Origin of the sequence: Paractinoplanes brasiliensis (assembly GCF_004362215.1) — a bacterium.
In the GTDB taxonomy this organism is placed as follows: domain Bacteria; phylum Actinomycetota; class Actinomycetes; order Mycobacteriales; family Micromonosporaceae; genus Actinoplanes; species Actinoplanes brasiliensis.
The window spans coordinates 6,783,826-6,799,492 of sequence record NZ_SNWR01000001.1; the positions used below are offsets into that span (position 1 = coordinate 6,783,826).

Genomic DNA, 15,667 nt, shown 5'->3' on the forward strand with positions numbered 1-15,667 from the left:
CCTCAGCCCGTACGGGTGAGCCTCCACCACACCGAGGGGCCGGTGGTCGCCTCGTCGGCTCGCAGGTCGACCCGTACGCCGGAAGCCTCCACCGACCCGACCGCCTGACCGGCCGTGACCGTCGCGCCCGGCGCCGTCGTGTCGGCCTTGAGCGGAACCGTCATGCCGGGCCACCCGACCACCCGCAGCGGCGTGGACGGCCGGACTGTGCTGGTGGAACCCCACGCCGTACGGACCTCACCGACCGGCTCGGCGGGCAGCAACGTGTGCTGCTTGACCGTCTGCCGCACGGCCTTCAGGAGCGCGCGGACCTCCCGGTTGACGTTGGCCAGCTGCTCCGGCGTGTGCAGGCCGGGCTGGTTGAAGACCGCGCCGACAATCGTGAGTTTGCGCCCGCCCACGGTCAGGCCGGCCGAGAAGAGCAGGTTGCCGCCGGCCTCGTCGGTCGACCCGGTCTTGATGCCCGACACACCCTCGACGCCGAGCAGGTCGTTGTAGTTCCGGATCTTGCCGGTGACCGGGATGCGGGCGCTCTCGAGCGCGACGATCTCGGCGAAGACCTCCATCCTGAGCGCCGCCCGGCCCAGTTTGACCTGGTCGGAGGCGGTGCTGACGGTGGTCGGCAGGTAGCCGCTGGGATCGGTGTACGTGGTGTCGGCCATGCCCAGCTCGGCCGCCGCGGCGTTCATCTTGCCGACGAACGCGGCCTCCGACCCGGCATCCCAGATCGCCAGCTGATGCGCGATGTTGTTGGCCGAGGGCAGCATGAGCGCCTCGATCGCGTCCCGCTCGGTCAGTTTCTGACCCACCCGTACGGGCACCAGCGACTGATTGCTGGCGATCCGGGCCTTGTAGTCGGCCACGTCGGCCGCGGTCACGGTGAGCGACGGCCCTTCCTCGTCCCCTTGCAGCGGGTGATTCTTGAGGATCACGTACGCGGTCATCACCTTGGCCACGCTGCCGATCGGCGCCACTGTGTCGCTGCTGGAACCACCGAGCCGGCCCAGCCCTTCGATCATGAGCTCGGCCGAGCCGCTGTCGGGCCAGGGCAGTCGCGGCGCCGCCCCGGGGATCTTCATGGTCGCGGCCACAGTGGTGGCGAGGGTGGCCGCGGGCAGGTCGCGGGTGAGCTGAACCGCCGATCCCCCGCCCAGAAGCACCACGAGCAGCGCCACAGCGACCAGAACGGCGACGAGCCGCCCCCGCCCCCGGCCCGGCGTCTTCCCGTACGTGTCGGGCACGGCGCCCGGTGACCGGCTCCCGTACGTCGCGGCCGTGGCCTTGGCCGGGTTGGGCGGTGCGGTGGTTCCGTACGTTGCCGGCGCCGGCGTGGAAGTGCCGTATGTCGCCGGGTCGGCGGTTCCGTAACCCGCCGGCGCGGGCTTGCGGGGCGCGGCCGTCCCGTATGTCGACGACGCCGGCTTGGTGGGTGCCTCGGCTGGTGGGCTGCCGTACGTTCGTGCTGGTGCTGACGGTGTGGCGGTTCCTGCCGTGGCCGAAGCCGGCTTGGTGGGTGCCTCGGCTGGTGGACTGCCGTACGTTCGTGCCGGTGCTGACGGTGTGGCGGTTCCCGCCGTGGCCGAAGCCGGAGTCCCGCCCGAGGACGGCTTCCCGTAGGTGCCGGGCTGTGAACGTGGCACCGAGGTGCCGGGCGTGGTCGCGGGAGCTGAGGTTTGGGCTGCCCCGCCGTAGACCTTTCCGGCCCCGGGCCGGGTCTCGGCCGCACCTGGGACGGCCCCGGGCCGGGTGTCGGCCGTGCTTGGGGTGGGTCTGGGTGGGGTGTCGGCCGTACTGGGGGTGGGCCTGGGCGCGGGAACCGGTACGCGTCCGGGAACGCTCGCGCTGGCACCGGTCTCAGGCTTGGGGCGCGCGGCGGGCACGGCGGCCCCCGGCGTGGCCTCGCCGCGAGGTGCCTGCTCGGGCTTGTTCTGCCCGGCCACCACAGGCACGGAGGACGGTCCTGTGCCGCCGTGCTGTGCTGTGTTGCTGAGCCGTTGCGGGTTGTTCTGCTGGGCCGCTGTGGGTCGTTCCGCATCATTCTGCCGAACGGTGCTGGGCTGTTGAGCCGTGCTGGGCCGCTCCGGGTCGGGCTGCCGGGCCGTGCTTGTGGGCCGTGCCGGGTCGCTCTGCCCGGCCTTGGTCGGCCGTCGCACGTCGCTCTGTTCCGCCGGGCCGGGCTGCGAGGAAGCGGGGCCTGAAACGCGGCTGGGCACCGGTCCTGCAACGGCGGGACGAGCGTCGGCCGTCGTGGGGGAGGGCCCGTTCGCCGAGCCGCTGTTCGTCGAGCCCTGGTCGGCGGCGCTCTTGTTCGCCGTGTTCTTGTTCGCTGCGTCCTTGTTCGTCGCGTCCTTGTTCGCCGAGATCGGAGTGAGCGGCGCCGTGGCATCGGGATCGTTCGACGGCATGGGTCCGGCCGTAGCGGGCGACGTGGACGACGTGAGAGCGGGCTCGGCCGGGGTAGCCGGTGTGCTTCCGGCCGCCCGGGACTCACCAGGCGGCGTGGCGGCCGACTTGGCCGTGGCGGATCGGCTGGCTTCGGCGGACGACGTGGCGTTCCCGGTCGACTGCGGGGATGAAGGCGGTGCCGGGTGCGGCCGTGTGGTCGTGGCATCCCAAGGTGGTGTGGTGTGTCCGCGTGGTGTGGCATTCCCAGGCGGTGCGGCATCCCCAGGTGGTGTGGTGTTCCCGCGTGGTGTGGCATCCCCAGGTGGTGTGGTGTTCCCACGGGGTGTGGCATTGCCATGTGGTGTGGCTTTCCCAGGCGGAGTGGTCTCAGCCGGCGGCGTGGCACTGGCCTGGACGGCTTTGGCGGGCAGCGCGCCCGCATCAGGCCGCGAACCGACGGGCCCAGCAGACCCGGGCGTGGGAGCTGACGGCTCGCGGGACGCTTGGCGTTTGGCCGCGGCCCGCATCCTGATCGTCGCGTCGGCTTCTTCCAGCGTCTGCGGTTTCCGCGGCCCTGTCGACGGCTTCCCAGGGCTGTCGGACGACGCAGGCGTCGCTGACCCGCCGGCCGCTGACCCGCCGGCCGCTGATCTGTCGGCCGTTGATCCGCCGGTGGCTGACTTGTCGGCCGCTGACCCGCCCGCTGGTGACGTGCTGGCGGCGGCTGGAGACGACGCTGGAGCCGCCGACCCGTGGGTAGCCGAGCTGCCGGCCACGGCTGCGCCGGAATTCCCCGTACGGCTGTCAGTGGTTTTTGACACAACCGGCAGCATCGCTGTCCGATCGGCATCGTCCGGCGACGGTGATCGCTGGGCGGGCACCGCCACCGAGGAGGCAGCCCCGGGCGCCGCCGGGACACCGATGGCCTCCGTGCGTTCATCGGCCTGCGAGGCGGGGATCGGCTGGGTCTCGTCGGTCGGCTTGGCCGGCTGCGTCACTACTCGCTCCTTACAGCCCGTCGGCCCGGGCACAGGGGGCAAGTATCTCCGGGCCGCGCCACCCGGTCACGGCGGGCTGAACCACTCCGGTCCGCCTGTCGTGTGGGTGATTGCGCGATCACGCGGTCGCCCGCTAAAAAGGTTCACACCCCCGGGAGGGCCGGATGATCACCGCAACCCCACAGCGCGTCAGCCGCACCGGTCAGGCCGGGGCCGCGTACGTGATGCTCTGGGCCTTTCTGGTTCTCAACCTGGCCATCGTCGAGCTGATGCTGGCCAATCCGAGCAGGCCCGCCTACAACACGCTGGTCCAGATCGGGCGCGTCTTCGGCATGCATCTCGCCTTCGCGCTCGCGCTGCAGTTGCTGCTCATCGCCCGGCTGCCGTTCCTCGACCGCCGCATCGGCATGGACAAGCTCACCACCTGGCACCGCTGGACAGGTTTCACCATCTTCTGGCTCGTGCTGCTGCATCCGACATTCGTGATGCTCGGGTACGCACGCCTCGAGAACGCCTCGTTCCTGAGCCGGATCCCCGCCCTGGGCAAGCAGATGCCCGTGCTCCTCGGCATGATCGCCGCCGGGCTGATCGGCGTCATCGCGGTGACCTCGATCCGGGCGGCGCGCAGGCGATTTTCGTACGAGGTCTGGCACACGATCCACCTGCTGGTCTACACCGTGATCGTCCTCGGTGTGATCCACCAGGTCTACGAGGGCAGCGCCTTCAAGACCAACAACTTCACCCAGGCGTACTGGTGGGGCTTGTGGATTTTCGCCATCGGCGCCCTGATCACGGGTCGTCTGCTGCTCCCGCTCGTCCGTAATCTACGCCACCGCCTGCGGGTTGCCGCCGTGGTCTCCGAGGCCGACGACGTGGTCTCCGTGCACGTCACCGGGCGTAACCTGCACAAGCTGCACGCGCGGGCCGGGCAGTTCTTCCTGTGGCGCTTCCCCGGCCACAACCGCTGGTGGCAGGTCAACCCGTGGTCCCTGTCGGCCGCCCCCGACGGTCACTCGCTGCGACTCACGGCGAAGGCCATCGGCCGTACGAGCGCGGGCCTGCGACAGTTGCCGGTCGGCACACGCGTCTTTGCCGAGGGCCCGTACGGGGCTTTCACCGCCGCCGCCCGCACCCGCCAGGACACAGTGCTGATCGCCGGCGGCATCGGCATCACGCCGATCCGGGCGCTCTTCGAAGACGAAACCCTCTCCGGCGACATCGTGGTGCTCTACCGCGTGCGCACCCCCGCCGACGCCGTCCTGCTGGGCGAGTTGCGCAACCTGGCCGCGCTGCGCCACGCCCGCCTGCACGTGCTGACCGGTCGCACAGGCCCGGACAACCAGCCGTTCAGCCCTGCGGGCCTGCTCGCCCTGGTCCCCGACATCACCGAACGCGACGTCTTCGTCTGCGGCCCCGGGCCCATGACGAACGAGGTGTTGCGCAGCCTCAAAGCCCTGAAGGTCCCCGCCCGCCAACGCCACGCCGAACAGTTCCGCCTGGCCGCCTGACCTCCTTGTGGACGCCGGGCTCGATCGACCCCCGGATCGAGGTGCCCGGATGTCCTGGGGTGCGCGGCCGCCGCATATGGACGGGATGCTTCTACGAGTTTGCGGTGGCCGTTCACGACCGGGACGCCTCCGCCGGCTGTGGTGTGGTTGGTTGCTTGTGGCTGTGACGCTTCTGCCGTCCGTGGGTGGGGGTGGTTGCTTGCGGCCGTAACGCTTCTGCTAGCCGTGGTTGCCGGGTGGTTGTTCGCGGCGTGACGTTTCCGCTGGTTGTGGTTGGGCGGTCGCCGTTTGCGGCGGGAGGCTTGCACCTGCTGTGCACGCGTGATCGTCGCCAACCGTCAGGATGCTTCCCTCGGGAGTGGGCGTGATCGTCGCCTTACCGTCGGGATGCTTCCCTCGGGAGTGGGCGTGATCGTCGCCTTACGGTCAGGATGCTTCCCTCGGGAGTGGGCGTGATCGTCGCCTTACGGTCAGGATGCTTCCCTCGGGAGTGGGCGTGGCCACCGCCTGTGGTCGGGACGCCTCCGTTGGCCGCGGGCGCGCGGTTACTCGTACAGCCGTAACGGCTCCGCCGGCGGTGGGTGTTACGGGGCACGCCGCCGCCGTTGGCCGTGGGCGTGCGGTCACGGTGTACGGCCGCAACGCCTGCACAGATGGCAGACGTTGCCCGGCTCGCCGCCGTCGGGCGATGTTCCGCCGGCCACGGTGTCTCGCACTTCCCCACGGGCGCTTCGGCTGAGCGCGGGCGTTCGCTCCCCGTCGAAGTGCTTCTCTCACCCCGGCAGGAGTGCTCCAGCTGTTCCGGCCCCTTCCACCATTCTATCGGTTTCGCAACCAATCGATCGTGAGTTATCCACAGGCCCCCACCGAGCATCGCCGATTGTGGACAATGCTTCTCGGCAGGGCACAGGGCTGTAGCGTCGGGCCACGCCCCGGGTGGGTGGGGGTATGTGGCGGCTGCTCCGGTGATCAACTGCGGTGGTGATCAACTACCCATGGCCGACGTGCGAGCATCGACCGTTCCGCCGATCAACGGGTTGGGTGATCATCCTCGGCGGGGCAGCGGGGCAGCGGGGCAGCGGGGCAGCGGGGCAGCGGGGCAGCAGCGGGCAGCGGGGCAGCGGGGCAGCGGGGCAGCGGGGCAGCGGGGCAGCGGGGCAGCGGGGCAGCGGGGCAGCGGGGCAGCGGGGCAGCGGGGCAGCGGGGCAGCGGGGCAGCGGGGCAGCGGGGCAGCGGGGCAGCGGGGCAGCGGGGCAGCGGGGCAGCGGGGCAGCGGGGCAGCGGGGCAGCGGGGCAGCGGGGCAGCGGGGCAGCGGGGCAGCGGGGCAGCGGGGCAGCGGGGCAGCGGGGCAGCGGGGCAGCGGGGCAGCGGGGCAGCGGGGCAGCGGGGCAGCGGGGCAGCGGGGCAGCGGGGCAGCGGGGCAGCGGGGCAGCGGGGCAGCGGGGCAGCGGGGCAGCGGAGCAGCGGAGCAGCGGAGCAGCGGGGAGGCAGGATGGTCGGGACGAACGGGACGAACGGGCGGCCCGCGATGGCTTGGCTGCCGGTCGGGCTGGTGGCCGGCGGCGTGGTCGCGTTGCTGCTGGCGACGTCGGGGCGCTACGACTACCACCGCGACGAGCTCTATTTCCGGCTTCTGGCGGAGCATCCGCGGTGGGGGTATGTCGATCAGCCGCCGTTCACGCCGATGCTGGTGAGGCTGAGCATCGAGTTGTTCGGCGACAGCGTCTGGGCCATCCGAATATTTCCGGCGCTGCTCGCGGGCGTTGCGGCCCTGCTGGCGGCGGCCATCGCGCGGGAGGCCGGTGGGCGGAAGGCGGCGCAGACGCTGGCGGCGGTGGGTGCGGCGGGGACACTGCCGTTGGCCTCGGCGCACGTCGGGTCGACCGCCGCGACGGATACGGTGGTCTGGCTGGGCGTGATCCTCTGCGTGATCAAGGCGATCGTTCACGGGCAGAAACGGGCCTGGCTGGTGGCCGGCGTGATCGCGGGGCTGGGGCTCTACAACAAGCACCTCGTGGTTCTGCTTCTGATCTGCCTGGCCGGCGGGCTGCTGATCGCGGGACCCCGCCGTGAGTTCGCGAACAAGTGGCTCTGGATCGGGGCGGGGCTGGCGCTGCTCATCGGGCTGCCCAACCTCATCTACCAGATCGCGAACGGCTTCCCGCAGGCGGAAATGGCCGCTGCCATCGCGGAGGACAAGGGCGGCGAATCGCGGGTCATGCTGCTGCCACTTCAGCTCGTGATTGTCGGGCTGCCGCTGTTGCCGGTGCTCGTGGCCGGCATCGTCACCGCTTACCGGGACACGTTGTTGCGGGCGCTCGTGGTGGCGTACGGGCTCATGCTGGTTTTGACTTTTGCGACCGGTGGGCAGCCCTATTACACGACGGGACTCGTCCTGGCTCTGTTCGCCGTCGGGGCCGTTTCCGCCGCGCGATGGCGGCACCGCAAGCTGCTTGTCGGGGCAGTGGCGCTGAACGTGCTGCTCGCCGCCGTGTTCGCGTTGCCGGTGCTGCCCGCGAACAGGCTCGGGCCGATCGCGGACATCAACGTCGCGGCGGCCGATCAGGTCGGCTGGCCCGAATACGTCGACCAGGTCAAACAGGCCTTCGCCACGCTCAGGCCGGACGAGCAACGGCGTGCGGTCATTTTCACCGGCAATTACGGGGAGGCGGGCGCCCTTGACCGGTACGGGGTGGCGAATGTCTACAGCGGCCACAACGAGCTCGCCGATTTCGGTCCGCCGCCGGACGACAAGACGATCGCTGTGGTGTTGTCCCAGGCGCCGAGCCACCAGGTCAATGCCCGGTTCAGCGGCTGTGACCTGCTCGGGAACCTCGACAACGAGGCCGACGTCAGCAATGAGGAGACCGAAGCCCGCCTGTACGTGTGTCGCCGGCTTCCCGCCCCGTGGAGTCAGATGTGGCCGGGGCTGCGGCATTTCAGCTGAGAAGCCATGATCGGGGGCATGACGACTGATACGGCACACCTGGCCGAGCGCATCGACCGCCCGGCCAACGACGTTTACGCGTACGTCTCCGACCCGGCGAACGTGACGACCTGGGCGCCCGGGCTGGGCAGTTCGGTCGAACAGGTCGACGGCTCCTGGTATGTCATGTCGGAGGGCATGGGCCGGGTGCGTGTCGAGTTCGCGCCGAAGAACGGGTTCGGCGTGCTCGACCACGTCGTCACGCTGGAATCGGGGGAGCGGTTCCTCAATCCGTTGCGCGTGGTCCCGTACGGGGAAGGGTCGGAAATCGTTTTTTCGGTACGTCGGCTGCCGGGCACCTCGGACGAGGAATTCGCGCGCGATACCGGGCTTGTGGCGGCGGATCTGGCGCGGCTCAAAGGAATTCTCGAGAGCGGGAACTGACCGCGCTTCCGTGGTGTCATTCCGGCATGAGGGTGTTAGCGGCGGCGGTTGCTTGCGCGGTGCTGATGACAGGCTGCAGTGAACCACTAAATGGCGATAAATCAGGCGCAAAAGGGTTGGATGGCGAGTCGTCGAACGTCCGCGGCCCAGCGAGTGGCAGCGCGGGCGAGGGCGGCCTACCAGGCAGCGGCTCAGAGGAGAGCGCCACAACGGGCAGCCCAACTGGTAGCGGCTCGGGGAAGGACGCCGCAACGGGCGGCCCAGCGGGAAGCGGCTCGGGGAAGAGCACTACAGCAGGCGGCCCAGCGGGAAGCGGCTCGGGGAAGGGTGCCACTGCGGGCGCGACAGCGGGTAGCGGCTCGGAGGAGAGCGCCGCGGCGGGCGGCCCAGCGGCCACCGTTGACTGTGGGCATGACATCGGCGGGCACCCACCCGACGCCCGCGCCCGGCTGGTTCTCGACGCTGTCGTGCTCCCCACCGCCCGGCTCCAGGTCGCCGAATCCGGTGAACCGGGCCGCCTGTTCGCCAAGGCGGGCCTGCTCGTCCGGGCCGGCACACCGGTAGAGCTCACGGTCGACCCGTCCGCGAGGGGCGTCACGATCGGCTGGGGCAGCCCCGGCCCCGAGGTCACCACGATCAGCGTCCCCGCCTGCCCGGACGCCAAGGGCTGGCTGGCCTTCGCGGGCGGATACCACGTGCCCGAGCCGATGTGCGTCCCGCTGATCGTCCGGGCGAACGGCCGGGAAGCACGGGCCCGGGTGCGGGTCGGCGCCGACTGCGGGTGATCAGCCGAGGTAACGCTCGGCGACGACGGCCGGCTGCTCTGTCACCCTCCGTTCGTCGAGGTTGCGGGCCAGCCGCAGGTACTGAGCGTGTGACCAGGTCAGCGGGGTTGCCGAGAACGTCGGGGTGCCCGGCCGCCCCGGGCCGGCGAGGTCCCACACCTGCTCGGGCAGCATGCCTCCGGGGCCGGCCGACCGGGTCATCGCGTCCAGCCGGGTCGCCGCCGCCCGCAGGTCACCGGCCGCGATCTCGTACTCGCCGCGCTCGCCGCTCAGCAACGGCCACGCCCGGCCGCGGGACAGCAGCGAGCCGTCGGGCTGGTCGTACTCCCACTGGCTGCCGTCGAGCCGCTCGCCGAAACCGTCGAACGACGCGCGATGCCAGAAGAACCCGTTGGGCGTCCGCACGCCGAGCTGCTTGTCGACGACCCGCAACGAGTTCCGCACGTCCGGGTCGGAGGCCTTGAACACCCCCAGCCGTACGAGGTCCAGGAACCCCGGATCGACCACGCGCCGCTGATCCACGTCGACCGGACCGCTGTCACCTATGTCGTACGTCGTACCGGCGTCGGGTTTTCCGTCCTTGGTCAGCCGCAGGAAGTAGGGATTGCTCGAGTACGGCCCCGTCTTCGTCACCGTCCACGCTTTGACCTTCGCGCGCCACTGGTCCGCCGTGGCCAGGTAGCGCCCGGCCGAGGCGGCGTCCCCGTTCTCCGACGCGATCGACGCCGCGCACACCAGGCCGGCGATGGCCGTGGCGATCGTGTTGGGGGAGTACCCGGACTGGTTCTCCCAGCGTTCCTGCGGTGTGAACGGAGCATCCGGGTACGCGAGCAGGAAGTCGGCCGCCTTCTTGACGCCGGCCCAGTGCCCGCCGCCGAGCTGGTACGCGAGCACGATCGGCAGCGCCACCTCGTCGAGTTGCAGCCCGCCCCACACCGGCGTCCCGTCGAGCTGCGAGTTCTGCGGGAACGACCCGTCCGGCTTCTGCTGCGTGCCGAACAGGAACCCGAGCGCCCGTTCCGCCCCCGCGCGATCGCCGGCGGCCAGCAACCCGGTCGCGATCTGATAGAGGTCACGCGACCACACCAGGTGGTACGGCCCCGACGGGTCGTCCGAGCCGAACGCCCACGGCGAGGCAGGCGCGGCCACGTACGCGCCGGGGTGGGTCTTGTCCTCGGCCGCCGCCAGCACCAGCGCCGACGACGTCCAGAGCCGCCGCTGCTCCCGGTTCTTCAAGACCCGCGGCGGCTCGCTGAGCCCGGCCAGATAACCCTTCCACCCGTACGCGTAATCGCGCGCGACCTTCCCGAAACCGGCCCTCAGCGACGCCCGTCCCGCGGTCAGCGCCTCCTCAGCCGACCCGCCGAACGCCAGCGCCAGGGTGCTGTGCCCGCCCCGCAGTTGCGCGGTCTGCACCAGGCTCCCGGCCGCCGCCGACGTGTACCGCCAGTCCATCCGCCCGTCGCGCAGGTCGGTGTGCCCGTCGCTGACCCCCGCGAACCCGCTCGACGTGGCCGTGAAGTCCCCGACCAGCGCGCTGGACACCCCGCCGTCGGTGGCCACGAGCCCGCCGTCCACGCTGCGCCCCGCGTCACCTCCCCGCGAGTTGCCCAGCGCGGGGTCGTACACCGCGTAGAGCCCGTGCTTGCGTCCCCCGGAGAACCGCAGGTCGACCAGCACCGACGAGCGCGCCGGGTCGGTCGTGTAATCGGCCGTCAGCCGCCACCCCCACCCGTCGAACGTCTGCCGGAACCTGAGCCCGTCGAGCTGTGTCGTGCGTACGCGGGAACTCTCCACCCGTCCCGGCGACGTCACCACGAAAGCGAGCGCCCGCGCGCTGGGTCCGCCGATCGTGGGGTAGAAAACCTCGCCGAGCCCACCCTGCCGCTGCACGGTCGCCCACACCTTGCTGGCCGCCGTCCGCGACGTGAGCAGCCCCGACTTCGACGCCGGCAGATACTGCTGATCCACCCCGGGCGCCCCCGGCGCGGCCCCGCCCGACGGCAGAGGAGTCAATCCCAGCGCGGCCACGAGCACAACAGGCAGAACGGCAGTCACATCGACCTCCTCGACGACGACCCCACTGGTCTACCGCCCCGCCGTCTTGATCGCATCCGGCGTCGGCGAGCCGGACGATGACATGCTGAAGCGTTTCGCTGTTGGCCGATTGCCGACTGACATCACTGTTGTCATTTAGCTGAATGCCATGTGGCGGAATGAAAACTGCCGGACGTGGAGCGGTATTCATTCATCCCGCGACCCTTGACGGGTCGTCGTTCCGGTCCGTCACAATCCTCTTACAGCCGTGAATATGGTATCGCCTTGTCCGTGATCATAGCGGTGGGGAGAATGACGCGGCCCGGTTCTGCCAGGGGAGGGGTCCGGACATGAGGGGCGGCGATAAGTCCTCAGGTGAGAGATCACCTACATTTATGCGGTCGACGCTTTGGATTCTAGTACGGCAGCAGCCATTTGCTAGCTGGCCAGGGAATACTCTCGGCTGAGCCGGGTGCGTTGGTGGAGCCAGCGTGCTCGGGCTTGGTGGCGGCGTCGCCAGTTGCGCCAGTGGGTGTCGTGGTCGGCGGGTTTCGGCTGGTGCCGGATGGTGGCGAGCAGGCGTGCGGTTTCGGGGATGGTCAGCGGGATCATGCCGGGTTCGGTCGGTGGCCGCTGGTCGGGTGTGTGCGGTGGTGGGGCTTGGGTGTCGGTGCGGGTTTTGAGGCGGGCGGCGGCGATGGCGCAGACCGCGAGGGCGGTCATGACCAGCACGGTGTGCCGGGTGATCGCGGTGTGGAGCCGGGCTTGGCATTGGTCGAGGCCGAAGGTGTCCTTGCTGAATTCGAATGTTTCCTCGACTGGCCAGCGCAGCCCGGCGGCCCGCACGAGCCTGGCCAGGGTCAAGGGCTGGCCCGGCGGCACGTAGCAGTAGTGAAAGGCCAGCTCATCACTTTTGAGGTGGCGGCGGATCAGCACGTAGTGCCGGGGTGAGGTGGTCGCGATCCACGCCCACGCGTACCAGCGTTGTCCCTTCGAACCGGTACCGGCCGAACGAACCTGCCACCGGCGTTTGTCGGTGGCGAGCAAGGCGACGGCCTGCGCGCAGGTCATCCGGGTCTGCGGGTTGAGGGTGAGCATGAAGTTCGAGGCGACGCGCAGCACGTAGGCCTGCTCATGCTGTTCGAGGAACTCCCGCAGCGGGGTGCAGTTGCCGTAGACCTCGTCACCGCAGACGAAGTCGAAGGCGACGCCGTCGGCGTAGGCGTCGGTGCACAGGTCGATGGCCAGCTGCCCTTTGGTCCGGAACACGTGTCCGTCCGCGATACCCATCCGAGCCGCGGTGTCCGGGTCGGTGAGGTGCTCGGCCGGGATCCATTGCCGGGCGGCGATCAGCGCGTGCCCGACACGTTCGCGCACGTAGGCCAGGTGCACCGTGTTGATCCCGTTCGCGAGCCGGCCGGCGCAGCCCATGTACTGGCGTTTCACCCCGCACGTCGCCGTGCCGGCCTTCTGCTGGCCGGTCTCGTCCAAAGCGGCGATCCGTAACCCTCGCCGCGTGCGGCGCCCGGCCACGGCGTCCAGGCCGCCAACGACGAACCGGCGCACCTGACTGACCGCTGCCAGCCCGTCCCACACCGCCCGATTCAACAGCCTTTGGGTGCGATCCGGCGTGCGATCACCGGCCTGCTGCGCGATCGTCCACCCGTTGCGCTTCGGGATCTCACTGACCAGCGCCGACACGTACCGGCCCGCGTGCTGCCACGTCTGCGTGCGCACGAAACACGACCGCAGCCGCTCCAGCAACTCACCCGCCGTCGAGGCCGTCCGCGCAGCCTCTATCCTGGCAGCAGCAGCCGCCTTCGATCTTGTAGTTCTCACAAACACATGATCAACAGGCGGCTGCGTCCATGTTGGACACCGCCCCCACCGCATCCCAGCAGGTCAGACCGCTAATGGCGGCTGCCGTACTAGGCCTTGTTCTCGTGCTGGCGTCTGTTGTGGTGGTTGGTGGATTCGCGCTCGTTGTCGTGCTTGGTCGTCGCGGCGACGACCTCACGTGGAGCCGTTGGAGCAGCGCCGGCGAGGCGTTCGGCGTGGTCAACTCGCTGATCTCGGTTCTCGCCGTCGTGGCGGTCCTCGTCACCTGGTCGACCCAATATCGCCTGCTACGCGAGCAGAGGGCCGAGCTTGCCCAGCAGCGAGAGATTCAAGAGGACCGTGCGGACCTGGATCTGCGCAAGATGCATGTGGACTTGATCCGTCTGGCCCTCGAGAATCCTCATCTGGCCGCCGTGTGGCCCCGCATTGCCGGGGCGGATCCGGTGATCGAATCGCAGCACATGTACGCAAATTTGATCCTGCAACACATATGGACCGATTATTCCGCGGGCCGGTCGAGCCGGGAGCAAATGATCAACACACTGCGGTATCTGTTCGCGAGTCCAGCCGTACGGGATTTCTGGCGAGCGACGGAGAGCAGTCGGCGCAGCATCTATGTCGATCAATCCGAGCAGTTGAATTTCGTCTCGGTCGTGGACGAGATCTGGCAACAATGCGAGACGATACTGGCCTGTTCCAACGAGCCGGTCGAGAAGGCCGGTGGTGTCAACCGGCGCTGGGCTGGCGGCGACCTGGACGGTACCGGTCGAACGCGTCAGGTTGACGTGCATGAAGGCCGAACAGGGCGGCCTGCTGGGCCCGCGATCCATTAGCTAATTGGTCTCGCTGGCTTCCCCGGGGGCGGGTGAGGCGCTTTCGTGGCAGTCCCACGCGATGTGCATGAACCGTTGATGCCGTCGGGTGTCTCGTGCTCCCCAGGTGCTTCCCCGCTCAAGCCACCACTCGCGAGCGACCTCATCGTGGAACAGCTCGGTGAAGGCGCTCCGCAAAAAACTCTCGTCCGCGTCGCCGATGTCCCAGAGAAGCAGCCAGTGAGCCACCCACAGATTGATGATGACTTTCTTCTTGTAGAGCTCCGGCGGATCGTCGTGGATCTGATAGCTCAGGCCGGGATATTCCAGGCCGAGCTTCACCAGCTCGAAGTGCCGTTCTCGCGCGCTGATGGCTTGAGCGAGCCTGGTCTGTTTCGCTTGGAGGGCGAGTGATGCCGCGATGCCGCAGAAGCCCAGCCCGGCGACGATCGCGGACACCCCGCCGTAGGCTTGGCCGACATCCGACAGCGCTTTCCAGTCGTGGTCGCTGCCGAACACGCCCTGCGTCGCTATGGGGAAGGCGACGATCGCGCCAAGGAAAAGCGCGCAGAGGGCGCCGATGGCAAGCCAGCTCGCCGACCAGGGCGGCACGGGCCGACGACGGGAGCGGGAGTCGGTCATGTAGTCGACGGTGACATCAAGTGGCAACCCTGTTTCGTAGAGTCAACTGCTGTCTCGGCTGTAGATCACAGTCAGCCGGGGCTGTTCCGGTGGACAGGGGCCGTCGGGAGGGTAAGGCTGGGCGGAGCGCAACCGTTGAGGTGAAAGAGGGAATGACGATGCAGTACCGGCAGCTCGGCCGCACCGGCCTGAGGGTTTCGACGTTCACCCTGGGCACGATGGGGTTCGGGGGCACCGGGTGGGCCTCCCCGGTCGGCAAGATCGATGTGGCGGGGGCGAAGGAGCAGATCGCGATCGCGCGGGATGCCGGGGTCAACCTGATCGACACCGCCGATGTGTACTCGGCCGGCCTCAGTGAGGAGATCCTGGGTGAGGCGCTGGGCGACAAGCGTGAGGACGTGCTGATCGCGACGAAGGTGCGGATGCCGATGGGCGACGGGCCGAACGACGCGGGGCTGTCGCGGCACCACATCATCCGCGGCGCCGAGGCGAGCCTGCGCCGGCTGAACACCGACTACATCGACCTGTTCCAGGTGCACGAGTGGGACGGGCAGACCCCGCTCGAAGAGACCCTGACCGCGCTGGACGACCTCGTGCGCAGCGGCAAGGTGCGCTACATCGGTTGCTCGAACTACGCGGCCTGGCAGATGGTCAAGGCGCTGGGCATCTCGGACGCCCGCGGGTTGGAGCGGTTCGCCAGCACGCAGGTCTTCTATTCGCTGGTGAGCCGCGACATCGAGACCGAGATCGTGCCGGCCGCGGTCGACCAGGGCGTCGGCATCCTGGTCTGGAGCCCCCTGGCGGGCGGTCTGACCTCGGGCAAGTACCGCCGCGGCGTGCAGGCCCCGGAGGGCAGCCGGCACCTTTCGGAGTGGAGCGAGCCGCCGATCCACGACGAGGACAAGCTGTACGACACCATCGAGGTCGCCGTGAAGATCGGGGAGTCGCACGGGGTGTCGGCGGCTCAGGTGTCGCTGGCCTATATCGCGCAGAAGCCGGGGGTGACCTCGCTGATCGTCGGCGCGCGCACCCCCGAGCAGCTGCGCGACAACCTGGCCGCGGCCGGCTTGGAGCTGACCGCTGACGAGATCAAGGCCCTGGACGACGTGAGCGGCGAGCCGCTGCGTTACCCGTTCTGGCACCAGCGCAACACCAGCTCCGACCGCCTCAGCGCGGCCGACCTGACCCAGATCCAGCGGCACCTGTAGGGCTCAGCGGGCCGCCCCCACAGAAGGGGTGGCCCGCTGAATCAGGCAAAGATCTGAGAAATCAGAAAAGTCCGTAAATTGT

The 15,667-nt window shown here is 69.5% G+C and carries 10 protein-coding genes; 6 read left to right on the forward strand and 4 right to left on the reverse strand.

The genetic code is table 11. The annotated features are described in order from the left end of the window. Positions 1 to 2: 2 nt before the first annotated feature. Positions 3 to 2,405, reverse strand: coding sequence for a D-alanyl-D-alanine carboxypeptidase family protein (locus C8E87_RS45825; RefSeq protein ID WP_166661290.1), 2,403 nt, complete (start codon positions 2,403 to 2,405; stop codon positions 3 to 5). Between the two features lie 1,142 nt (positions 2,406 to 3,547). On the opposite strand from C8E87_RS45825, the gene C8E87_RS30345 reads away from it, so the two are divergent. The 4 genes from C8E87_RS30345 to C8E87_RS30360 all read left to right on the forward strand — a co-directional run bounded on the left by C8E87_RS30345 (position 3,548) and on the right by C8E87_RS30360 (position 9,047). Then, positions 3,548 to 4,891 carry a ferredoxin reductase family protein gene (locus C8E87_RS30345; protein ID WP_133876246.1) on the forward strand — a complete coding sequence of 448 codons (1,344 nt, stop codon included), beginning with the start codon at positions 3,548 to 3,550 and terminating at the stop codon, positions 4,889 to 4,891. A 1,493-nt stretch (positions 4,892 to 6,384) separates the two neighbouring features. Next, on the forward strand, positions 6,385 to 7,839 hold the full coding sequence (locus C8E87_RS30350) for an ArnT family glycosyltransferase (RefSeq protein ID WP_239080301.1): 1,455 nt from the start codon (positions 6,385 to 6,387) through the stop codon (positions 7,837 to 7,839). Between the two features lie 6 nt (positions 7,840 to 7,845). Further along, positions 7,846 to 8,262 (forward strand): SRPBCC family protein, encoded by a 417-nt coding sequence (locus tag C8E87_RS30355; protein ID WP_239080302.1) that lies wholly within the window; start codon positions 7,846 to 7,848, stop codon positions 8,260 to 8,262. Between the two features lie 467 nt (positions 8,263 to 8,729). Next, a complete protein-coding gene (locus C8E87_RS30360; protein WP_133876247.1) occupies positions 8,730 to 9,047 on the forward strand; it encodes a hypothetical protein in 318 nt (105 codons plus the stop codon). On the opposite strand, the gene C8E87_RS30365 is transcribed toward C8E87_RS30360, so the two are convergent. Next, the gene (locus tag C8E87_RS30365; RefSeq protein WP_133876248.1) at positions 9,048 to 11,105 is read right to left on the reverse strand and encodes a glycoside hydrolase family 15 protein; all 2,058 of its coding nucleotides are present in this window, start codon (positions 11,103 to 11,105) and stop codon (positions 9,048 to 9,050) included. It abuts the gene before it with no gap. Positions 11,106 to 11,522: 417 nt separating this feature from the next. Next, positions 11,523 to 12,923 carry an IS701 family transposase gene (locus C8E87_RS30370; RefSeq protein WP_438866167.1) on the reverse strand — a complete coding sequence of 467 codons (1,401 nt, stop codon included), beginning with the start codon at positions 12,921 to 12,923 and terminating at the stop codon, positions 11,523 to 11,525. A gap of 29 nt (positions 12,924 to 12,952) precedes the next feature. Between C8E87_RS30370 and C8E87_RS30375 the strand changes: the two genes are divergently transcribed. Then, complete coding sequence (locus C8E87_RS30375) at positions 12,953 to 13,756, forward strand: DUF6082 family protein (RefSeq protein WP_133876250.1); 804 nt, start codon at positions 12,953 to 12,955, stop codon at positions 13,754 to 13,756. Here C8E87_RS30375 and C8E87_RS30380 read toward each other — a convergent pair whose 3' ends face one another. Beyond that, on the reverse strand, positions 13,757 to 14,377 hold the full coding sequence (locus C8E87_RS30380) for a DUF6082 family protein (protein ID WP_133876251.1): 621 nt from the start codon (positions 14,375 to 14,377) through the stop codon (positions 13,757 to 13,759). 152 nt (positions 14,378 to 14,529) lie between these two features. On the opposite strand from C8E87_RS30380, the gene C8E87_RS30385 reads away from it, so the two are divergent. Further along, entirely contained in the window at positions 14,530 to 15,585 is a 1,056-nt protein-coding gene (locus C8E87_RS30385) for an aldo/keto reductase (protein ID WP_239080303.1), read from the forward strand. Positions 15,586 to 15,667: the final 82 nt, after the last annotated feature.

What these genes read in the sequence shown, in the direction of transcription:
- C8E87_RS45825 (WP_166661290.1), bottom strand. Translation starts at nt 2,405, where the DNA reads ATGCCGTCGAACGATCCCGATGCCACGGCGCCGCTCACTCCGATCTCG.
- C8E87_RS30345 (WP_133876246.1), top strand. Translation starts at nt 3,548, where the DNA reads ATGATCACCGCAACCCCACAGCGCGTCAGCCGCACCGGTCAGGCCGGG.
- C8E87_RS30350 (WP_239080301.1), top strand. Translation starts at nt 6,385, where the DNA reads ATGGTCGGGACGAACGGGACGAACGGGCGGCCCGCGATGGCTTGGCTG.
- C8E87_RS30355 (WP_239080302.1), top strand. Translation starts at nt 7,846, where the DNA reads ATGATCGGGGGCATGACGACTGATACGGCACACCTGGCCGAGCGCATC.
- C8E87_RS30375 (WP_133876250.1), top strand. Translation starts at nt 12,953, where the DNA reads ATGTTGGACACCGCCCCCACCGCATCCCAGCAGGTCAGACCGCTAATG.
- C8E87_RS30380 (WP_133876251.1), bottom strand. Translation starts at nt 14,377, where the DNA reads ATGACCGACTCCCGCTCCCGTCGTCGGCCCGTGCCGCCCTGGTCGGCG.
- C8E87_RS30385 (WP_239080303.1), top strand. Translation starts at nt 14,530, where the DNA reads ATGACGATGCAGTACCGGCAGCTCGGCCGCACCGGCCTGAGGGTTTCG.